21 protein-coding genes are annotated in these 20,495 nt (G+C 65.2%); 5 read left to right on the top strand and 16 right to left on the bottom strand.

Annotated features, from left to right (window positions below):
* Positions 1-207: 207 nt before the first annotated feature.
* Positions 208-1,635, bottom strand: a complete 1,428-nt coding sequence (locus tag ACI8UR_RS09085) for an adenylosuccinate synthase (RefSeq protein WP_411714517.1) — start codon at positions 1,633-1,635, stop codon at positions 208-210.
* A 237-nt stretch (positions 1,636-1,872) separates the two neighbouring features.
* On the opposite strand from ACI8UR_RS09085, the gene ACI8UR_RS09080 reads away from it, so the two are divergent.
* Positions 1,873-2,178: a hypothetical protein gene (locus tag ACI8UR_RS09080; RefSeq protein WP_411714518.1), complete on the top strand. Its 306-nt coding sequence runs from the start codon at positions 1,873-1,875 to the stop codon at positions 2,176-2,178.
* Between the two features lie 51 nt (positions 2,179-2,229).
* Here ACI8UR_RS09080 and ACI8UR_RS09075 read toward each other — a convergent pair whose 3' ends face one another.
* From ACI8UR_RS09075 to ACI8UR_RS09050, 6 genes are all read right to left on the bottom strand, one after another.
* Positions 2,230-4,332 carry a bZIP transcription factor gene (locus ACI8UR_RS09075; RefSeq protein ID WP_411714519.1) on the bottom strand — a complete coding sequence of 701 codons (2,103 nt, stop codon included), beginning with the start codon at positions 4,330-4,332 and terminating at the stop codon, positions 2,230-2,232.
* A 242-nt stretch (positions 4,333-4,574) separates the two neighbouring features.
* Positions 4,575-4,931, bottom strand: coding sequence for a helix-turn-helix transcriptional regulator (locus tag ACI8UR_RS09070; RefSeq protein ID WP_411714520.1), 357 nt, complete (start codon positions 4,929-4,931; stop codon positions 4,575-4,577).
* Positions 4,932-4,957: 26 nt separating this feature from the next.
* The gene (locus ACI8UR_RS09065) at positions 4,958-5,725 is read right to left on the bottom strand and encodes an NRDE family protein (RefSeq protein WP_411714521.1); all 768 of its coding nucleotides are present in this window, start codon (positions 5,723-5,725) and stop codon (positions 4,958-4,960) included.
* Positions 5,726-5,915: 190 nt separating this feature from the next.
* Positions 5,916-7,406 carry a class I adenylate-forming enzyme family protein gene (locus ACI8UR_RS09060; RefSeq protein ID WP_411714522.1) on the bottom strand — a complete coding sequence of 497 codons (1,491 nt, stop codon included), beginning with the start codon at positions 7,404-7,406 and terminating at the stop codon, positions 5,916-5,918.
* Positions 7,407-7,410: 4 nt separating this feature from the next.
* The gene (locus tag ACI8UR_RS09055; protein ID WP_411714523.1) at positions 7,411-8,424 is read right to left on the bottom strand and encodes a mandelate racemase/muconate lactonizing enzyme family protein; all 1,014 of its coding nucleotides are present in this window, start codon (positions 8,422-8,424) and stop codon (positions 7,411-7,413) included.
* Positions 8,421-9,362: a 1,4-dihydroxy-2-naphthoate polyprenyltransferase gene (locus ACI8UR_RS09050; RefSeq protein WP_415087786.1), complete on the bottom strand. Its 942-nt coding sequence runs from the start codon at positions 9,360-9,362 to the stop codon at positions 8,421-8,423. The genes ACI8UR_RS09055 and ACI8UR_RS09050 overlap by 4 nt, the downstream gene beginning before the upstream one ends.
* Before the next feature lie 83 nt (positions 9,363-9,445).
* On the opposite strand from ACI8UR_RS09050, the gene ACI8UR_RS09045 reads away from it, so the two are divergent.
* Positions 9,446-10,078, top strand: coding sequence for a phosphoribosyltransferase (locus ACI8UR_RS09045; RefSeq protein ID WP_411714525.1), 633 nt, complete (start codon positions 9,446-9,448; stop codon positions 10,076-10,078).
* On the opposite strand, the gene ACI8UR_RS09040 is transcribed toward ACI8UR_RS09045, so the two are convergent.
* The 8 genes from ACI8UR_RS09040 to ACI8UR_RS09005 all read right to left on the bottom strand — a co-directional run bounded on the left by ACI8UR_RS09040 (position 10,066) and on the right by ACI8UR_RS09005 (position 17,430).
* Positions 10,066-11,394 carry an erythromycin esterase family protein gene (locus ACI8UR_RS09040; protein ID WP_411714526.1) on the bottom strand — a complete coding sequence of 443 codons (1,329 nt, stop codon included), beginning with the start codon at positions 11,392-11,394 and terminating at the stop codon, positions 10,066-10,068. The genes ACI8UR_RS09045 and ACI8UR_RS09040 overlap by 13 nt on opposite strands.
* Positions 11,395-11,502: 108 nt before the next feature.
* The gene (locus ACI8UR_RS09035) at positions 11,503-12,120 is read right to left on the bottom strand and encodes a hypothetical protein (RefSeq protein WP_411714527.1); all 618 of its coding nucleotides are present in this window, start codon (positions 12,118-12,120) and stop codon (positions 11,503-11,505) included.
* A 164-nt stretch (positions 12,121-12,284) separates the two neighbouring features.
* Entirely contained in the window at positions 12,285-13,172 is an 888-nt protein-coding gene (locus ACI8UR_RS09030; RefSeq protein ID WP_411714528.1) for a 1,4-dihydroxy-2-naphthoyl-CoA synthase, read from the bottom strand.
* Between the two features lie 60 nt (positions 13,173-13,232).
* The gene (locus tag ACI8UR_RS09025; RefSeq protein ID WP_411714529.1) at positions 13,233-13,562 is read right to left on the bottom strand and encodes a hypothetical protein; all 330 of its coding nucleotides are present in this window, start codon (positions 13,560-13,562) and stop codon (positions 13,233-13,235) included.
* On the bottom strand, positions 13,559-15,316 hold the full coding sequence (gene menD / locus ACI8UR_RS09020; RefSeq protein WP_411714530.1) for a 2-succinyl-5-enolpyruvyl-6-hydroxy-3-cyclohexene-1-carboxylic-acid synthase: 1,758 nt from the start codon (positions 15,314-15,316) through the stop codon (positions 13,559-13,561). The genes ACI8UR_RS09025 and menD overlap by 4 nt, the downstream gene beginning before the upstream one ends.
* 4 nt (positions 15,317-15,320) lie before the next feature.
* The gene (locus tag ACI8UR_RS09015) at positions 15,321-16,658 is read right to left on the bottom strand and encodes an isochorismate synthase MenF (protein WP_411714531.1); all 1,338 of its coding nucleotides are present in this window, start codon (positions 16,656-16,658) and stop codon (positions 15,321-15,323) included.
* Between the two features lie 78 nt (positions 16,659-16,736).
* Complete coding sequence (locus ACI8UR_RS09010; RefSeq protein WP_411714532.1) at positions 16,737-17,015, bottom strand: UPF0058 family protein; 279 nt, start codon at positions 17,013-17,015, stop codon at positions 16,737-16,739.
* 202 nt (positions 17,016-17,217) lie between these two features.
* The gene (locus ACI8UR_RS09005; protein WP_411714533.1) at positions 17,218-17,430 is read right to left on the bottom strand and encodes a ribbon-helix-helix domain-containing protein; all 213 of its coding nucleotides are present in this window, start codon (positions 17,428-17,430) and stop codon (positions 17,218-17,220) included.
* 179 nt (positions 17,431-17,609) lie between these two features.
* Here ACI8UR_RS09005 and ACI8UR_RS09000 point away from each other — a divergent pair, with 179 nt between their 5' ends.
* The 3 genes from ACI8UR_RS09000 to ACI8UR_RS08990 are packed head-to-tail and all read left to right on the top strand — an operon-like array spanning position 17,610 to position 19,893.
* The gene (locus ACI8UR_RS09000) at positions 17,610-18,197 is read left to right on the top strand and encodes a sulfite oxidase-like oxidoreductase (protein WP_411714534.1); all 588 of its coding nucleotides are present in this window, start codon (positions 17,610-17,612) and stop codon (positions 18,195-18,197) included.
* A gap of 45 nt (positions 18,198-18,242) precedes the next feature.
* On the top strand, positions 18,243-19,184 hold the full coding sequence (gene rbsK / locus ACI8UR_RS08995; RefSeq protein ID WP_411714535.1) for a ribokinase: 942 nt from the start codon (positions 18,243-18,245) through the stop codon (positions 19,182-19,184).
* 37 nt (positions 19,185-19,221) lie between these two features.
* Complete coding sequence (locus tag ACI8UR_RS08990; RefSeq protein ID WP_415087785.1) at positions 19,222-19,893, top strand: haloacid dehalogenase type II; 672 nt, start codon at positions 19,222-19,224, stop codon at positions 19,891-19,893.
* A gap of 15 nt (positions 19,894-19,908) precedes the next feature.
* On the opposite strand, the gene ACI8UR_RS08985 is transcribed toward ACI8UR_RS08990, so the two are convergent.
* Complete coding sequence (locus ACI8UR_RS08985; RefSeq protein ID WP_411714488.1) at positions 19,909-20,373, bottom strand: MaoC/PaaZ C-terminal domain-containing protein; 465 nt, start codon at positions 20,371-20,373, stop codon at positions 19,909-19,911.
* Positions 20,374-20,495: the final 122 nt, after the last annotated feature.

Below are 20,495 nucleotides of genomic sequence, written 5' to 3'. Positions count from 1 at the left end.
ATTGATTTAGCAGCAGGTGTAGCATCCGCGAGCGAACGCAGTGAGCGAGCGGTTCGCCGGACGCGACCGGAGGGAGCGTCCGGTAGCGCGCACGGACTGAGGCGGCCGGAGGCCGCCGAAGGAGTACGCGCGCATATTTCCCCCAAGTTTTTGCCGCGAGACCGTGGTCGCCCGTGGCGACCCGGTCTCGCGTGCAAAAAGTGGGTTTTAGAACGGATCTTCCACAACGACCGTTTCCTCGCGGCCGGGGCCGACACCGACGGCGTAGATTGGCGTGTCGACTTCGTCTGCGATGTAGTCGAGATACGCGCGGGCGTTTTCGGGGATGGCGTCGTAGCCGTCCTCGGCGACGGCTGCCCAGTCGACTTCATCCCAGCCCTCGAAGGTGCGGAAGTTGGCTTCGCATTTGGCCCATTCTTCGGTCGTCGGGGGCATGGTGAACAGCTCCTCGCCGTCATCGGAACGCGAATCGTTCCGGTTGCTCGACGAGCTGTGCTCGTCGGTGTCCAGCGTGTAGGAATGGCCGACTTTCACCTCGTCGAGGCCAGCCAGGACGTCGAGATGGTTGATGGCGAGGCCGGTGAAGCCGTTGACACGGGCCGAATGCCGGAGCATGGGCATGTCGAGCCAGCCGACGCGGCGCGGGCGACCGGTGACCGTGCCGTACTCGCCGCCTTCCTCCCGGATGTCCTCCGCGAGCTCCTCGTTGCGGCCCTCGGTCGACTCGTCGTAGCCCGGTGAATCGCCGACGACGCCGCCGAGTTCGGTCGGGAGCGGGCCGCTGCCGACGCGGGTGAGGTAGGCTTTGACGATGCCGATGATCTCTCCGTCACCGATGACGCCGGGGCTGAGCCCCGTGCCGGTCGCAGCGCCGCCGGCAGTCGGGTTCGACGAGGTGACGTACGGGTAGTTCCCGTGGTCGATGTCGATGATGGTGCCCTGTGCCCCCTCGAACATCACGTTCTGGCCGTCGGACATCGCGTCGGTGAGGAACGCGCTGGCGTTGACGGTCATGTTTCGGTCTTCGAGCCGTTCTCCGATCTCGCGGAATTCCTCGAACAGCGCGTCCACGTCGAGCGCGTCGGGGTCATCGAGGTCGTCGATCTCGAGACCGTACACATCCTCGATGAGTGCGCGTTTCTGTGGGACGACGTACTCCAGGCGCTCTCGCAGCACGTCCGGGTCGAGGAGGTCACCGACGCGAACGCCGCGACGGCCGGCCTTGTCCTCGTAGGTCGGGCCGATACCGCGACCGGTCGTGCCGACCTCCTGGTCGGATTCGCTCTTGACGTCCTCCTCGATGCCGTCGAGGATGCGGTGGAACGGCAGAATAACGTGAGCACGCTCTGCCACCCGAACGTTGGGATCGAGGCCTTTCTCCTGCAGCGTGGCGATCTCGTCGAACAGCGTGCGTGGATTGACGACACAGCCGTTGCCGAGCACCCCGACTTTCCCGCGGACGGCACCCGAGGGGACGAGCGAGAGTTTGTACTCGTCGCCCTCGAAGACGACGGTGTGGCCGGCGTTGTCGCCGCCCTGATATCGCACGACGACGTCGGCGGCATCGCCGTACACGTCGACGATGCCACCCTTTCCTTCGTCGCCGAGTTGCGAACCGACGATGGTTACGGTCATCGGAACGACGTTCCGGCCAGTGGGGTAAACCGATTACGATATTGAGAACGCCCCCGAGACCGCGCGTGCGTCAGACGAGGCCCGCTAAGACGGCGCCGAACTGTTCACATATGGGGCGCTGTCACAAGGCATATAAACAGCACTCTCGAAGCACGTTTGAATACCCGCGATGTGACGGTTTCTGTGGTCGAACGGACAGCAACTTTTAAACCCACCAAACACAAGTTAACAAATGCCATGATAGACCGGCTTGAGAAGGAAGTCGACATGTTGGAACGCCATCTGCAGGTACTGCGGATGGTCATCGAAAACGAGCCCATCGGCATCGTGAAGATGTCCAACGAAACCGGCTACCCCCACCACAAAGTCCGCTACTCCCTGCGCGTCCTCGAAGAGGAGAACCTCATCGAGCCGTCGAGCCAGGGTGCAATCACGACCGAAGACACCGCCGAGTTCGTCGACGATCTGGATTCGAAGATCGACGACATCATCGAGAAGCTCGAGGGCATGAAGATCGAAGACATCCCCGAAATCGAAGGCTAACGACCGGCCGGATCCTCTTCTCGTCTCGCCGCTGTTGAGCGAACGCCGTACCTACAGCTCCGGCACCGTCAGGTGGAACGAGTCGTCGCGCGATTCGACCAAACAGAGGTGGAAGCCGTTTTTCCGGGCGAGCTTCACGTAGCTGCGGTGTTTCTCACGGCTTAGCAGACTCCCACTCGTCGCCTCGCGGGCGGCATCCAGCGCGTCGGGCTCGAAGTAACTCGAGGTGACGGCGAAGGCCCCCGCGAAGGTCTCATCCTCCATGCAGATATCCGAGGCGTCGTTGATGAGCGGGCCCATCGTGTCGGCCCGTGTCGGGTCACGGCTCTCGTCGATGTTCGCCACGGCGAGCGCCTCTCCCATCCGGTCTCGTGCGACCACATCGAACGTGATTTCACGACCTTCCTCACCGTCCCCGACCGTTACGGTGTCGTCGAACCCGACGCGGTCGATTTTGGGAAGGGCATCGTACAGCGGCTTCAACACCCCTGTCGACCCGGTCGAGCGAATCTCGAAGAGGAGGTCGACGACCAGCCACTCGGCGAACGCGTAGGGGATGGACGACCGGAGCCACGAATCGAACGGCTCGCCATCGACCGTCGCGCCGTCGTCCTCGAACTGGGTGTGATACTCGATGAGGAGGTTCTCTGCCAGCGTCTCCCGGTCGGCTTTGCCGTCGTGGGCATCTTCGAGGGTCGCACCGCCGCGGGTGCCCTCCCTGATGAAGAGGCTTGTTCCCTCGAACGCCTGCGCCTGCGACAGCGTCGGGCCGCTGGCCCCTGCTCCCGATGATTCGTTCTCGGATTCGAGCGTCGCAACGCGCTGTTGGAGCCGGTCACGCTCGTCTCGCAACGCCGCCAGTTCCGACGCTAACTCCTCGATTCTGTGTTCGTATTCATCGCGAACCTCCTGGATGCGCGCTTCGACGTCCGGCTGTGGCTCGGGTTCTGGCTCGGGTTCTGGCTCCGGCTCCGGTTGTGGCTCGGGTTCGGATTCGGTCTCCTGGGCCGTCGTTCTCGTGGAGGTTGTCTGTGTCTCGGTCTGGGATTCTGCCGACGAAGCGCTAGTCGTCCCGACGCCGGACTCGCTCCGGGCAGTGTTCTCCGGGTCGAGTGACGGCACCGCCTTCGCAGCCACGTCATCTATCAATGCGCCCCCCTTCGGTTCGCTATCACCTGTCTGCTCCGTCGTCGGGCCGACCGAGATGGACGAATTCGAATCGTCGGACTCCGTCTGGCCTTCGGTGCTGACCGATGCGACCGCTTCGTCGATTGACTCAGGTTTGGGCTCGGGTTCCGGTTCTGGTTCGACTTCCGGCTCAGGCTCGGCTTCCGCACGCACTCCAGCTGCTTCCTCCGGCTCCGGTTCGGGTTCCGGCTCTACCGGTTCAGTTTCGGGTTCCGTCGCGGCATTTTCCGCTTCGGCCTCCGAGACGGGCTCCGGTTCACCGACTGACTCGTCGCTGACAGTGGCGTCGCCCGCCGTCTCGGCCGGCTCCTCTGCAGTGTCGACCGGCTCGTCAACAGCAGTGGCCGGTTCGTCCGAGGTGTCGACACCGACACCGACTCCGCCCGCGGGCTCGGCCGTCCCCGTGTCGGGCTCCGGGAGTTCGATGTCGGGCAGCGACACCGCGACGACGCTGTAGATCCCGACCTCGTTTTCGGCCTTCGACTGGGCCTCCTCCTCGGTTATCAGGCGGTTGCTCGATCCGATGATGCCGACGTACTCTTCGTTACCGTCCTGGTAGACGACGTAGTAATCGCCGCTGAGGACGTTCTCGGAGAGCTCGACGTATCCGGTGAACCCACCCTCGGAGAGCGTCTCGTGGACGGTCGAAAGCGGCGTGTCGTCAGTGAAATACTGGCCACGAACGTCGCCGTCGAGGGCGAGCATGGCAGCCAACGTCGCCGCGGCTGGGTGCGGCGCCTTATGCGCTTGCCCTACGGCATCTTCGAATCGCTCGATACCACCTGCTCTGGGCGCCTCGGCGAGGTCGGCGATGGCTGCTATCGGCTCGCCATCACGGAGGAACAGCCAGTCGGTGCCGGCCTCGATGGCGCCGCTGAAGCGCCGCGATTGCAGGTCGCGAATCCCCTCGAAGCCGCCGTCGAACGGCGACGCCTCCCACTCCTCGATTACGGTGTGGGCATCCATACATCCGGAAAGCCACACGATGGGCATATAGTTACCGACCAACCTCGTTGCTGATACTGCCGGACGTACGTTCGTACAGACATGTTCAAGTAGATGGCCTTTTTGCCCCAGTACAGACCGAATGAGCAGCTCTACAGTTCAATTAGGTACGTCCGGCAGTATGAGTGGGTGCCACCGCGATGCGGCCGGCCGCTCGGCTGTTCGAGTTTCGGGCCGACGGGAACGTAACTACAGAAAGTGCGTCAGTACTCCTCGTAGGCGAGACTCATGACCCACTGTGAGAAGGCGTCACTCTGGGCGTTGACCTCCTCGTCGCCGACGAACGGCGAGAGCATATCGCCGGCCATCAGAAGCGAGAAATCCAGGTCTCGCGGGTCACGAATCGGCGTGACGTAGTAGGTGTTGTGGCCGTCGTACACGGTGTCTTCACGGTCGACGAGGCCTTTGTCCTCCAGTTTGTCGATGATGCGGCTCCCTTTGCGGGAGTCGACGTCCAGTTCCTTCCAGAACTCGCTTTGGTGGATACCGTTGGTTTCGCGGATCAGTTGCAGCCCGTCGCGTTCGATGTCAGAGAGGTCTTCCTCGGTGGCTGCGCTCATTACATGGTAGTCGGCCGCCGAGACGGTTAAATCATTTCTTCGACACGCTCGTACGCTGTCTCACAGGGTGGCCCGTCCGCGAACTCGAAAACGCGCTCCTCGCCGAGCCGGACGAGTGACGATGAGCGCGTGCCGAACCCGTCGCTGTGGATGCAGACGCCGTACTCGTGAGTGCCGAGCACTTCGCCGGCACGCCGTGTCCAGCCGGCAGCCGTTTCGTCGCTCCGCGGTTGGAGTTCTTCTCGGACGCGTTCGGCGTTTCGAGCCTGCTTGCGACCGATTTCTGGCCGTCTCGACGGCACGAACCACTCCCCGTCGAAGCCGACGTTGACGATGATGTGGATGCCGGGGTCGAGGTGATGGGCTGCATGGCCGTTCTTGCTCGCCCCGAGGAGCGTCCCGTCCCCGTGGCCGCTGTGCTCGATGAGAATGCAGTCGTCGCCGTCGGCCACGAGCAAGTGAAACGGCGCGTACTCCCGGTCGGCGAGTTCGGCTTCGACGCAGTCGAGGGCGGCGCTGGCCGTCGGCTCTTCGAGCGCGTCGTCGATCAGACGGCCACGCGAGCGTTCGCCGTCACCCTCGACCCAGCGGTTCGTGACTGCGACGAGGAGGCCGTCCTCGTTGTAGCCCAGCCACGTCCCGCCGGCGCGTTCGTCACGCGGGGCCAGAACGGCCGGGTCGCCCTCGCTGACGGCGGGTGGACTCGACGGCCGGCCGACCACCTCGTCGCGGTTGGCCGCGACACAGATCGGCGCTTCTTCGAACACCTGCCATGCGACAATGAGCGTACACACACGGCTGTCTATGGGCGGTGCGAAGTTAAACTTCGCTGCGATGGCATCGGGTGGCGAGAGTGTGACCTCCTCCTCGCCGTAAACGGAGCGGGAGCGAAGCTCCCCCTAGCAGTCGGGTGTAGCCCGACGACGGCGAGGCTTCCCACGTCCGGAACGCGCCGAACGCCGAGGTCGTCGACGAGTAATCCGGTCAGGAATCGAGGCCAGCGAGCCGGTCTTCGACGGCCTCGCGGTCGACGGTGCCGGAGGCCGTCCGCGGCAGCTCGTCGGCAAATCCGACGGTTCGAGGGAGTTTGTAGCCCGCTAACTGTTCCCGACAGTGGTGACGGATGTCGTCTGCCGAAACGGCCGCCTCGGCGACGCCGTCGGCGAGCACGACGAGCGCGGCGACGCGTTCGCCCCACTCATCGTCAGCGAGGCCGACGACAGCGCAGTCCTCGACCTTCGGGTGTGCCCTGATCGCGTCGCGCACCTCGCTCGGGTCGACGTTCTCGCCGCCGGTGATGATGGTCGTATCGGCGCGTGAATGTACGTACATCCGACCGGCCTCGTCGCGATGGCCGAGGTCGCCGGTCTTGAGCCCGCCGTTGCAGAACGACTCCGCCGTGCCGGCGCCGTCGAGATAGCCGGGGGTCACCATGGGGCCGGAGACGACGAGTTCGCCCGTCTCGCCCGCTTCCTGAGGGGCGCCGGTCTCGTCGACGACCGTCACTTCGGCGAACATGATGGGATTGCCGACCGAGTCGTGGTGGTCGCGGGCTTCCGACGGGAGCGCGGTCGCGATCTGTGAAGCTGTCTCGGTCATGCCGTAGGTCGGCGCCACGGGAACGTCTCGTTCCTGGGCGCGCTCGAGCAGTTCTGGGGGACAGGCGGCGCCACCGAGCAGAACGAATCGGAGGTCTGGCATCGTTCCCACGTCGAGCAATTTGTCGAGCATCGTGGGCACGAGCGAGACGCACGTGGCGTCGGCCGCACGCAGCGCCGATAGCGTCTTCGCCGGTTCGAAGCCACGCTGCACGGATAGCGTCGTCCCGTACAACGCCGACCGGTACACTGGTGCGAGCCCGCCCATGTGGTACATCGGGAGGGTGACGTGCCAGCAGTCGTCGCGTCTGAGGCCGAGTCGGAACGCCGAGGCGGTCGCACTCGCGAGCACGTTCGCAACTGTGAGTACGACCCCTTTCGGCTCGCCGGTCGTCCCGGAGGTGAACATGACCACCAGCGGGTCGTTCTGTTCCCACTCGGGGAGGTCGAACGGCTCCGGCTGGATGCCGGCCAGCCGTTCGGCGCCGTTCAAGGGCTCGTCCAGCGAGAGAACAGAGGCGTCTGCGGCATCCGTGACAGCCGCCTCGGTTCCCTGTTCGCAAACGACAGCTGTCGGCTCGACGCGGTCGAATCGATGTGCGAGTTCCGCCGCGGTCAGCCGTGCGCTGACAGGCACGAGAATGGCGCCGAGTCGCTGCGCTGCGTGGGCGAGTTCGACGAATTCGGCCCGCGTTTCCGAACAGACGGCGAGCGAGTCGTCGACGCTGACGCCGCGCGCGGCGAGGCGGCCGGCCAGCACCTCGACGCGCTCGTTCAACTCGGTGTAACTGCGCGCCGAGTCGACATCGCCGGCGGCAGCCAGCGCTGTCGCTTCCGGCGTCGCGTCCGCCCGGATGGCCAGCCAATCTCGCATCATCCGGTCACCTGTTTCTCGATGGGGGGATATTGCCTTTTCCGTGTGGAACGACCGCGCGGCCGTCGCGAACCGGCGCGACGTTCTCCCACAGATCGGCGGCGAGGCGGTCTCCTGTCGCCAATCCGCACGCTCGCACATCGGGAAGTGACGCCGCGAGATGGGTGGAAGCGGCTCGCGCGATGGCGCCGTCGATGGTGGTCGTGATGACCGGGTCGACGCCCGCCTCCCGGGCTTCGAGCGCGCTATCGCGGGCCACGTCGACTCCCCCGAGTGCCATCGGCTTACAGACCACGACGTCGGCAGCCTCGGCACCCAACACTGTATCGATACCATGCTCGACGAGTCCCTCGTCGAGTGCGATTCCGACACCCCTGCCCCGGAGGGCGGCGTGCCCAGCGAGGTCGTCGCCCGGAAGCGGCTGTTCGACGAAGGCGATGTCGAGTGTATCGAACGCCTTGAGCGCCTCGCCCGCGGTCGTTTCATCCCACGCGCCGTTCGCGTCCGCCCGGAGCTCCACGTCCGGACACCGCTTCCGGGCGGCTCGAAGTCGGTCGATGTCCGCCGACAGCGACCGCGCGCCGACTTTGATTTTCACGGCCGGGACGCCAGCGTCGACTGCCGTCTCGGCGTCAGTCGCCGTCTCCGCTGGTGGCCCGTCTCCGACTGTCGCGTTGACGGGCACGCTTTCGACGCGTTCCTCGCGGCCGAGATACCGGTACAGCGGCTGACCGGCACTCCGTGCGCGGGCGTCGAGGACGGCGAGCGAAAGGCCGTGTCTCGCTGCTGGTGTGTCGTCCAGTTGTCCGTCCGCGAAGGCAGTCGCCGGCTCATCGACCGCCCGAAGCGCGCGCTCGCATTCTTCGATGGGCTCCGTCCAGTCGGGCAGCGGCGTCGCCTCGCCGACTCCTTCGACGCCATCGATTTCGACGTGAACCACGAATCCGTCTCGGTTGTCGATCGTCCCCGCAGCGGTTCCGAGCGGCCGCGCGAGCGGCAGGGAGAACGGCTTGATGTTCATAGGAGCGTCGGCAGTGCGAACCCGGCGGCGAAGAGCAGCGAGTGGGCAAAGAGTAGCTGACCGGTGCGTTCGAGCGCCGGGTTCAGTGCTTTCCCCTCTGTCCTCGTCCACACGGTTCGTCCGAGCCGGGCCGCAATCGGGGCCGTGACGAGCGGGAGGAGCACGGCCGGCGAGTATCCGGACGCCCAGAAGACGACCGGCACGGCGTAGGCCATTCCCACCATCGCCGTCCATTCGATGCGGCTGAACCGGTAGCCGAGGAGAACCGCGAGCGTCCGCTTGCCAGCCTTGGCGTCGGTTTCTCGGTCACGGATGTTGTTCACGATGAGGATGGCTGTCGAGAGGCCGGCGGCGGGCAGTCCGGCGACGACCGCCTGAACGGGCAGCGCTTCGGACGGAACCCACATGAGGAACGGTTCTGCGACGTGGATGACCGCCTGGACGTAGTAGGTGCCCGCGACCGCGACGAGCCCGAAGAAGACGAAGACGAACACGTCACCTAAACCTCGATAGCCGTAGGGGAGTGGGCCACCGGTGTAGGTGATACCGGCCACGACCGACGCGAGGCCGATGACGAGTATCGGGAGGCCGCCGAGATAGACGAGATACACGCCGACGAGGATGGCGAGCGCGAAGGTGGCGTACATCGCGCGCTTGACCGCGGCCGGTTCGATGATGCCGCCGGCCGTCACGCGGGTGAAGCCCTCGCGGTCGTCGGTGTCGGCGCCGCGGACGGCGTCGTAGTAGTCGTTGGCGAAGTTGGTGCCGATCTGCAGGAGGAGCGCTCCGACGAGCGCGAACACCGCTGGAATCGGTGCGAACACGGCGTCGTTTACTGCGAGCCCCGTCCCGACAACGACGGGCGAAGCGCCCGCGGGAAGCGTCTGCGGTCGGGCGGCCATCAGCCACGCCCGAGCCGGTGAAACCGCCTCTGTCATTGCCCGTATTCGGGCCGGCGGCCGTATAAGCCCGGGTGATTCGGCACTGATTTTTTATCTCGCGGATGTGAAGGACGAATAACATGTTTGTCAACCGTCGGACAGCAGGTGAACAACTCGGCGAGGAACTCCTCGACCGCGATGTCGACGCGGACATCGTTCTCGCGGTGCCGCGTGGCGGTCTGCCGCTCGGGCGTGCCGTCGCCGACCGACTCGACGTGCCGCTGGATATCATCGCAGCGAAGAAACTCGGCGCGCCGAACAACCCTGAGCTCGCTATCGGCGCGGCCGCAAGCGATGGCAGCCTCTACCGCAACGACGACGTCATCGACCAACTCGACGTGAGCGAGGAGTATATCGAAGAACAGCGCGAATGGGCTGCGGAAACCGCACGCGACAAGGAGGCGACGTACCGAACCGGCGAACCCCCTGACTTCGACGGCAAGCGCGTCGTCATCGTCGACGATGGCCTCGCGACGGGGGCGACGGCCATCGCGTGTATCCGGATGGCGGAGGCGGCCGGCGCTGAACACGTCGTACTCGCGGTGCCCGTTGGCGCGCCGGAATCGGTCGACGAAGCCGCACAGGAGGCAGACGAGGTGGTCGTCCTCGAAGAGCCGATGCGGTTCGGCGCCGTCGGCCGCCACTACGAGGACTTCTCGCAGGTGTCGGACGAGGAAGCGATGGCGTATCTCGACCGCAGTCAGACGCCGTAGGGGTACAACTCCGGGACGCGCTCCCGTTCCGGGTGCGTATCGAGTGCGTGCAGCGCCTCCGTCTCGTCGATGTGGATGAGCGCGTCGTATCGCTCCTTGAGGTCGGTCGGAACGTAGTTCCCCGACTCCAGCGCCGGCCGGTAGACGACCCCGATGGCGCGGTTGCCGCGTGGCTCCGCGAGCGCGTCGCCGTCCTCGATTCGGTCGGTGAACAGCAGTCGATCCTCCGCGTCGGCGGCGTTGAACGCGTCCTCGTAGCTTCCGTCCTGAGCCTCGGGAACGCGCATCTCGCGGGGTGTATCGCCCCACTCGTCGGCCGCGATGACGTCGCCGCGATGGGTGCCGAACCCGACCACCTCGACATCGTCGTACTCCTCTCGGACGAGCTCGCCGAGATTGAGCCGCCCCCGTCGCGGCATGTCGGTCGCGCGAGCGTCGCCGACGTGGGTGTTGTGTGCCCAGACGATGGCCTTCCCGCCGTCGTGGAACTCCCGGAGGCGGTCGAGGGTCTCCGCCATGTGACGGTCGCGGACGTTCCAGGAGTTCTCCGAGGACGCAAGCGCCCGATAGTACGACTCGGCGTTCTTCGCAACTAGGGCGTTCTGTTCGGCGTCGAAGCTTCCCTCGACCGTCTCCCCGCCCGCGACGGCGGCGCGGCGCTTCTGCATGTCAGTCAGCACCGACACCACGTCCTCCTCACAATCTTCGGGCACCATCCGAATCGCCTGGGCGTACTCCTGGCCATCCTCGCCGTACGGTTCGAAACAGCGGTAGGCCCTCCGGGCGTGCTCTGCGGCGTCCGGGTCGACATCTTCGAGGTAGTCGACGACCGCTGCCATCGATTCGTGGAGGCTGTAAACGTCGAGGCCGTAGAAGCCGGTGCGTGCCGCGTCCGGCACCCCCTCGTTGTGCAGCGCCAGCCACTCGAAGAACTCCACGGCCTCCCAGTTGGCCCACATCCATGTCGGCCAGCGGTCGAAGGCATCGACCGCCTCGGTGACTGTTTCGGGTGCCTCGGGCAGGTCACGGACGAACCGATTGCCCGCGAAGCAACTCGGCCAGTCCCCCTCGACGGCAACGAACGAGAAGTCGTGGTCACGGATCAGCTCCGCGGAGATGCTGGCACGCCACCGGTAGAACTCCGAGGTGCCGTGAGAGGCCTCTCCCAGCAGGACGACCTCGGCATCGGAAAGGCGCTCGATGAGGTCATCGAGGTCGTGCGGGCCATCGAGGGGGCGTCCGTACGCCCGCAGCTCATCGGCGACCTGCCCGACACCGGCTGGCTCCGACCACGTGCCGCGGTTGCCAATCGTCATTCTAGTTGACATCTATCGCGGCTGGCTGAAAACCGTTTGGGCGCGGTCGGTGGCGCCGCTGAGGGAGTGAAAAACAAAAAAAGGGGATACGGGAGTGTCGGAGCCGGATTACGCAGAGCCCTGGTCGGTCGCGTCCTCGACCTGGGTCTGGAGCGTATCGGCCTGCTCTTCGATCTGCTCCTGAACGTTATCGAGCTGCTCCCCGACCTGTTCCTGGAACTCATCGCCGCGCTCTTCAAGCTCGTCCTGGAGGTTCTGGAGCTGGTCTTCGAGCTCTTCGAGGGCCTCGACAGTCTGGTCTTCGAAGTCCTCGTTCATCTCGAGCATCGACTCGATCTGCTCGTCGAGCGTGTCGAGGAGGTCGTCGAGCATCTCGTCGACGGAATCTGCGCCCTCCTGGAGGTTCTCTTCGAGGGTGTCGATCGCGTCGGTCTGGCTGTCCTCGAGGGTGTCGAGCTGTTCGTCGATGGTTTCGCGGATGTCAGCGACGATGTCGCTGTCACCGGGGACAACCGAGTCGACGGCGTCGAAGGAGACGTCGATGCCCGAGCGGACGGCTTCGTTGCTTCGTTCCTGGACGTCCTTTGCGGGGTCGAATGCGTCAGTAACGGAGTCGCTGAGGCTGCGCTGGAGTTCGACGCCGCTCTCGATTGCGTCCTGCGTCTGGGTGATCGTGTTGCGCTGCAGTTCGAACACCGTTCGGATCGGGGAGTCGTTCTCGCTCATGTGTACTTCTCCATACGACGTGGTGGTATATAAATTTACCCCTCAATACCACCTGATACCATTCAATGTAGCTCAGGTACTCAAAGCATCCGTATTTCGGTACACAGTGGGATTCCAGTAGCTACCCGAGCGCGCGAAAACGAATCAGTACGGCGTCGAACGCCTCAGTAATACCAGTCGAACTGCTCGAAATCCGGCTTGCGGTTCTCGTTGAACGCGTCCCGTCCCTCTTGGGCCTCCTCGGTCATGTAGCCCAGCCGGGTCGCCTCGCCCGCGAACACCTGCTGACCGACAAGGCCGTCCGTGTCCATGTTGAACGCGTATTTGAGCATCCGTATCGCCATCGGCGATTTCGAGAGGATCCTGTCGGCCCAATCGAGGGCGATCTCTTCCAGTTCCTCGTGAGGCACCGCCTCGTTTGCCATCCCCATGTCGACGGCTTCCTCGCCGGAGTAGGTCTTTCCGAGGAAGAACACCTCTCGGGCCTTCTTGTGGCCAATCTGCTTGGCGAGATACGCCGACCCGAAGCCGGCGTCGAAGGAGGCCACGTCCGGGTCGGTCTGGAGGAACTTCGCGTGCTCCTCGGAGGCCAGCGTCATGTCACAGACGACGTGCAGCGAGTGACCGCCACCGACGGCCCATCCCGGCACGACTGCGATGACTGGCTTGGGAATATTGCGAATTAGCCGCTGCACCTCCAGAATGTGGAGCCGCGGAGCGTCCATCCGCTCTTCCTCTGGCGTCTCTTGATATTCATAGCCCGCCTCCCCCCGAATCCGCTGGTCGCCGCCAGAACAGAACGCCCAGCCGCCGTCCTCTGGCGATGGGCCGTTCCCCGTCAGGAGCACGCAGCCGATGTCGGTCTGCCGTTTGGCGTGGTCTAAGGCGGTGTACAGTTCATCGACCGTCTCGGGACGGAACGCGTTCCGAACCTCCGGCCTATCGAAGCCGATGCGGACGGCGTTGACGTCCGTGCCGCGGTGGTATGTGATATCCTCGAAATCGTCGGTGATGCGTTCCCAGCGGTCGGGGTCGAAGAGTTCAGAGACCATACCCCACGTGCGCCCGCACGGAGCAAAAAGCCACCCAAGCCTGCGCGACGCACGCGGGCGTCAACGCGCCGGCGTGGGCGCTGCCGGACTGGCCACCCAGACGGTCAGATACAGCGCCATCGCAGCGAGGATGCCGAGCGCGAGGCGGTTCCCGAGCACGCCGACGGCGATGACGCCCACGAGCAGTCCCGTCGTCGCGAGCGCCCGTCGGTCGCTCATGTCCGCCGGTGACGGCAACTCCGAGCGAGCGATGACGGTCGCCGCGCTCGCGGCCACAAGGATAGTTACACCGACGGCAGCCGGCGCGCCGGAGACCTGCAGGGCTGCGATACCACCGAGCGCTGCGGTAATCGTGGTAAACAGCCAACGGCCGACGCCGCGGTCGCTCATATCGACTCGACGACGCGCTCCTGGAGAGCCCGGCGGTCGTCGTGGCTCCGTTCGCTATCTGTGACCATCTCGATGACCTGCGTGCCGTCGCTTGCGACCGATTCTGCGTATCGGTCGCGGAACGTCTCGCGGTCGGTCACGCGCGCGAACTCGAGGTCGTAGAGGTCGGCCGAATGCTCGAACTCGAGCCCATGGGGCGTCCGAAACCACTCCTCGAACGTTTCGTGCTCCTCGATGGGGAGGACGTGGAAGATACCGCCGCCATCGTTGTTGATACAGACAATGGTCGCGTCCACGCCGCAGCGTGACACTGCGAGCAATCCGTTCATGTCGTGGTAGTACGCGAGGTCGCCGGTGACGAGCACGAGGGGGTCATCGGTCGCCGACCCCGCCCCCAGCGCGGTCGAGGTGATGCCGTCGATGCCCGAGGCGCCACGATTGCCGAGGACGGCCAGATTCGCGCCCCGTGGCTGCCCGAAGCGGTCGAAATTCCGAATCAGCATCGAGTTCGAGACGAACAGCGTCGCGGGGTCGGGTGCCAGCTCGGCCACGTCCGCGAGAACGGCGCCCTCTTCTGGTTCGTCGCCGGCGACGAGTTCCCAGTATGACCGCTCGGCGTCGCGAACCCGGTCTGTGTACGCGCCGGCTTCGCGGTCGAGGCTGCTCGCCAACTCGGTCGCCAGCCGTGTTTCGTCGGCGACGACCAGGTCGGTCGCCGTGAACGTCGCTTCGCGCCAGCCACCTGCAGGGTCGACAAGGAACTGTCGCGCTTCGGCGTCTCTGAGGTAGTGTCGCAACGGCTTGGAGGTCGGCGATGCGCCGAACCGAATGACGACGTCCGGCGTCTCCTCGATGGCTGGGAGATACGAGTCGTAGCCACCACATATCGGTGCCTCCTCGACGTGGGCGCCGAATCGGTGTCCGGAAAGCGGGTCGGCGAGGACTGGAAAGCCACTCGCCCGCGCAAGCGCGAGCAGGGCGTCGCGGGCCGGCGCTGGCTGGTCTGTCGGGCCGGTGACGATGAGGCCCGAATCCGCGTCCTCGATAGCCTCGACAAGTCGTCGACGGTCGCCCTTTGAGAGCGTCGCACGCCCGTCAGTCCGCTCGACGAACGGGCCATCACGACCCGAAACGGCGAGCGGTTCGGATTCGGCGAACCCCTCCGGTAGCTTGCCAGACGGGACTCCTTCCGGCGCTGCCCCGGGGCCGGCGGTCGGTTCGAGCGGTTTGCGGAAGGGGACATCGAGGTGTACCGGCCCCGGTTCGGTGCCAGTCGCGGTTCCGACGGCCCGCGAAAGCGCCGTCCGGAGCGAGCGGAGCTTCCGCGCCGCCGCTTCGGGCTCCGGAAGCGTCCGGTTGTGTCGAACCGCGTCGCCGTAGAGCCGTTCCTGGTCGATGGTTTGATTCGCGCCGCTGTGTTGCAGTTCTGTCGGCCGGTCGGCCGTCAGCACCACCATCGGGATGCGCGATTGATGGGCCTCGATGACGGCGGGATGGAAGTTCGCCCCCGCGGTGCCGGAGGTGCAGACGAGCGGCGTTGGCCGGCCGGTCTGTTTCGCCCGTCCAAGTGCGAAGAAGGCGGCCGAGCGCTCGTCGAGCTGCGAGAACGTCTCGATATCCGGATGTTCAGCGAACGCGATCGTCAGCGGCGTCGACCGACTGCCCGGCGCGAGGACAGCCGACCGAACGCCGGATTTCGCCAGTTCGTCGGCGACGATGCGACCCCAGAGCGTGTTGACGTTTGGCGCCTCCATCGACTCACTCCAGTTCGTCGAGAATCGGGCGGTATTTCAGCTGTACTTCGTCCCACTCGCGGTCGGGATCGGAATCGGCGACGATGCCGACGCCGGCGAACAGCGTGGCCACGTCCGCACGGGCGACGGCAGACCGGATTGCGACGGCGAAAGAGCCGTAGCCAGCGGCGTCGAACCACCCGACAGGAGCGGCGTACCAGCCGCGTTCGAAGGGCTCGGTGTCGCGAATGGTGCGGAGCGCTTCGTCCGGGGGCAGCCCGCCGACAGCGGGTGTCGGATGAAGCGCCTCGACAAGCGTCAGGACGTGTTCGTCGGTGGCCAGCTCCGCGGTAATCGGCGTCTCGATGTGCTGGACGGTCGCCAGCCGCCGAATGCCGCGCTCGCCCGTCCGAATCGAGGCGGCGTACGGCTCCAACTGCTCGCGGATGGCATCGGCGACGAGTTCGTGCTCGTGGGCGTTCTTGTCGTCGTCCAGCAGTTCCGTGGCCAGCCACTCGTCTTCCTCGGGCGTGTCGCCGCGACCGGTCGTTCCCGCGAGCGCGCCCGTCTCGACGGTGCGGCCGCGGAGCCCGACCAGCTGCTCGGGGGTCGCCCCGAAGAAGCCCGCCGTCCCGTCCTCCGGTTCGAAGAGGAAGCGGAAGCAATCGGGGTAGGTGTCGTCGAGTCTCGCCAGCGCGTCGGGCACGGAAAGCGGCCGCTCTAGGCGTGCTTCGAGCGCCTGCGCGAGGACGACTTTTCGGAGTTCACCGGCCTCAATCCGGGCAGTCGCCTCCGTGACACTGCGTCGCCACTCCGCTTTCGAGGTCGTGCGTTCGCGGCCGGTGACACCGGGTGGGCTGTCGACCGCGCCCGGTTCGGCCAACTCGACCAGTTCCTCCGTGGCCGTTTCGAGGCGTTCTTCGACGGCCTCGGTGTCGTCGCCGACGCCGTTGACGGTGAGCCAGGCCTCGTCGTCGGTGTAGGTGACCTGCACGCGCGGCAGCACGAAGCGGGCGCCCGGATAGCCCGTCCAGGGGTCGTTGCCGGCGTGGTCATCGTGGAAGGCGAAGCCGCCGAACAGTCGCGGGCGTGCCGCAAGCGTGCCGGCGTGAACGTCACCGACGGCGAACAGTTCTTCTGCGGCCTTGCGGACGGCGCGAAACCGGTCTTGGCCGTCGGCCGTTATCGTTACCGCAGCGCCGCTGCCGACGACAGTCGCTTCCTCGGGGGCTGTCCACAGCGTCCGCGGGGCGTCCGCAGCCGAGAGGACGGCCCGTGGCTGTGGGGCATCGTGAAGCCGTCTCGTCCGACTGACGAGCCCGGTTTCCTCGGAGCTCGCCTCTTCGCTCCGCAACGGTTCCATTAGCTTTCCGTAGGGCCCCCACCGTTTTAGGTTACGTGTTCGGGGATGAATACAGTGCGGCGAGGAAGAACGACCCGGCTACAGTTTCGACTCGGCGTCCTCGGCGAGTTCCTCCATCCGCTTGCCGATACGGCCGGCGTCGGAGAACTCGTCTTCGGCCATCACGTTCGCGAGGGCGTTTCCGAGGACGAACACCGCGTGTTTGTGCTCGCTTTTCGATTTGTGGACGTCGTCGGGTGTCACGTCGAGCTCGTCGTAGGGGTCGAACGCCGACGCGTCGACCTCGTCCATCTCGCGAAAATGCTCCATGATGGAGACCATCTTCGCGTGCAGTTCGAGGAGTTCGTCTTTGTGCATGTTCGTGCGTACTGTAACGACGCGTTTAACCCTTGCGCGGCAAGGAGGCACACACGCCACGTCTCAGTTGTAGTTGTCGCCGAAAACGGGTCTCATACTGCCAGCTGTAATTCCGCACCGATCGTTTTGAGATATTGGATCGTGTGGGATTGGAACGCGGGGGCTCTGAAGACATCGCTTCAGATAGTTACAGCCGACAGCATCAGAAGACGTACTCGTCGTCGTGGCCCATCATCCCGTCTTCTTCCAGCCCGGGCTCTTCGTCATCCATCGGGCCGCTTGTCTTGTACGCCCGGAGGCCGGTCGAGAGCAGTTCTTCGATTGCTTCTTCCCGGTTTACGAATTCGCCCTGCTCGACGAGCTGGGCGATCTGCATTTCGAGATGCTCCGGGACGGTGAGTTGTACCTTCGGCATCGGAACGGATGGAATTTCGAGTAAGGGGTATTTAAACCTGTCGGGGGATTTTCGTCAGCGACAAATTCGATACTGCATCTGGTAAAGTATATTTCGGTATGTGTTCATTCACGTTTAAACACAGGTGAATGCCAGGCCGTAGCGACAACCCTACTTACACGAGGTCACTACGGACGGGTATGAACGACGTCACCGAACTTCACCGGGAGTTCGACGGCGAGCGACTCCCGCCCGGCCAGCGGGAGACGAGCCGGTTTCCCGTCCTCTCGAAGGGTGGAACGCCGTCGATACCGAACGACTGGACGTTCGACGTGTGGGGCGCCGTCGACGACGAACTCTCGCTCCCGTTCGAGGCGTTCAAAGCGCTCCCGAGCGAGACACAGAAGCAGGATTTCCACTGTGTCACCGGCTGGTCGCGGTTCGACTGTGCGTTCCACGGCGTCACCTTTCCGACGCTCGCCGAACACGTCGGCGTCTCCGAGGACGCCGTCCACGTGATGTTCCACGCCCACGACGGCTACACCACGAACCTCCCGCTTGAGAACTGCATGCGTGATGAGGTGCTTTTGACATGGGAGTTCGACGGCGAGCCGCTGCCGGCCGAACACGGTGGCCCGATGCGCGTCGTCACTCCGCACAAATACGCCTACAAGGGCGCGAAATGGGTCTCCGGTGTCGAGTTCCTCACCGAGTCCGAACGCGGCTACTGGGAGAAACGCGGCTACTCGAACACGGCGAACCCCTGGAACGAAGAGCGCTACTCGTAGCTCCGCTGACACCACGCTTTTGTCCGAACGCCGTGCCTCTCCGATATGGCGCGCGATAGCGACGACCCACCCCGAATCGCCGTCGTCGGGTCGTACAACCACGACCTGTCCGTGACGGTGCCGTCGATTCCCGTTCCCGGCGAAACCGTGCTGGGCGAGGATTTCGAAGCCACTCCCGGCGGGAAAGGGTCGAACCAGGCCATCGCCGCGGCGCGAACCGGCGGCGACGTGGCGTTCATCGGTGCGGTCGGAGACGACCGATTCGGCGAGGCTGCCCGCGACCTCTGGAAGCGTGAGGACATCGACGCGAGCGGCGTCCGAACGACCGAGCCCCCGACCGGGGTGGCACTAATCCACATCGCGGAGAGCGGCGAGAACGCCATCGCGGTCGCACGGGGCGCGAATCACGAACTCGCTGCCGACGACGTTCGCACCGCTGCCCTCGAAGCCAGCGACGTACTCCTGACCCAACTGGAAACGCCGGTCGAGTCGGTCGCCGCGGCGGTCAAAGCCGCGAGTGACGCGGGCGCGGAGGTCATCCTCGATCCGGCGCCCGCCCGAGAGCTGCCGGCGGAGGTGCTCGAAGCGACCGACGTGGTAACCCCGAACGAGAGCGAACTACGCATTCTGGCCGGCTACGACCCGGACGCCGAGGTCAAGGAGGAGGCAGTCGCCCACGAACTCCTCGAACGGGGCCCGAGCGTGGTTGTCGTGACGCTCGGGGATTCGGGCGCGCTCGTGGTGACCGACGACCGAACTGCGACTATCGCCCCCGTCCCCGCCGAGGTGGTGGACACGACCGGCGCCGGTGATGCCTTCAACGGCGCCTTCGGGGTCGCGCGTGGTGAGGGCGAAGACGTCGTTACTGCGACTGAGTGGGGCGTTACCGCCGGCGCGCTAGCCTGCGAAGAGCGCGGTGTCGTCCCGTCGCTTCCGGAGCGTGACGCACTCGATGCGCGCCGCGATGCTGCCGGCCGAAGTGATTAGTGAGTGACTTTTTCCTCCGGCCGGGAGATTTCGGTGTATGGCGCCCGTCTGCTTCGATATGTACGGCACGTTGTGTGACACCGGCACGGCCGCGGACAAACTGGCCGACGAACTCGCTGTGTCCGAAGCGCTCGTGGCGCAGTTGGACACCGGCTGGCGGACGAAGCAGCTCCAGTACAGCTACCAGCTCGGGATGATGGAGGAGTACCGACCGTTCTGGCAGGTGACGCGTGACGCGCTGGATTACACCCTCTCGCGGTTCGACCTCGACCCCGACCAGGAGACGCGGCTCCGGATTATGGCCGGCTACGAGCAGCTATCACCGTTCCCCGGCGCCATCGACGCTCTGGAGACGCTGCGCGATGCGGGCCATGAGGTGGCCGTTCTCTCGAACGGCAACCCTGCAATGCTGGAGACGCTTGCCGAGGACGCGGGCCTCGCACCGCACCTCGATGCCGTCATCAGTGCCGACGAGGTGGAGACGTACAAACCGGCGCCGGTCGTGTACGAGAACACCGCCGACGAACTCGACGCCGACATCGGTGATTGTCGGCTCGTCTCGGCCAACTCCTGGGACGTGGCGGGCGCCGGGTCGGCCGGCATGGAGACGGTCTGGATCAATCGGCTCCGCGACCCATTCGAGCGAATCGGCCCCGAACCCGGAGCGACTGTGGCCGACCTTGCCGGAGCCGAAGCGATACTCAGGTGACCTCGCTGTGGCGGGCTACCGCATCAGCGAGGTCATCGTACAGGAGATGACTGTCTGGTCGCGCTGATTCTTGATTTCGACGCGATTCTGGACGGTACCGTTGCCGGGGCCGTCCTCTTTCTCCCGCGTCTCGAGGACTTCCGTCTCGACGCGGATGGTGTCACCGAGGTACACCGGCTGCCGGAAGCGGAGGTCGTCAATGCCGTAGAAGGCGACGACGGCTTCCCGCTCTTCCGGCGTTCGTTGCTGCCACAGCAGGCCGGTCGCGGCGCTCATCACGAGCATGCCGTGGGCGATACGCTCACCGAACGGCGATTCGCTCATCCGCTCTTCATCGGTGTGGAGGTGATTGAAGTCACCGGAGACGCCCGCGAAGTTCGTCACATCAGCCTCGCTGATGGTTCGGCCCTGCGTGACGGCCGTTTCGCCCTCCTCCATGTCGTAGAAGACGCTCGGGTCTTCCGTGTCTGTGTCGCTCATTCTCGGAACAGCCTGTAACTGGTACCGCCCGTCGCGACGACTTTCTCCTCACCGCCGTCGGACTCGCGTCGCTCGTCCGACGAGGCTCGCCTCGCTCCGCTCGGCTCACCCTCGTGGACGGT

This window comes from Natronomonas sp. (assembly GCF_047616845.1).
In the GTDB taxonomy this organism is placed as follows: domain Archaea; phylum Halobacteriota; class Halobacteria; order Halobacteriales; family Haloarculaceae; genus Natronomonas.
Note: the sequence above shows the minus strand (reverse complement) of the source record. Positions and strands in the feature narration are given on the sequence as shown.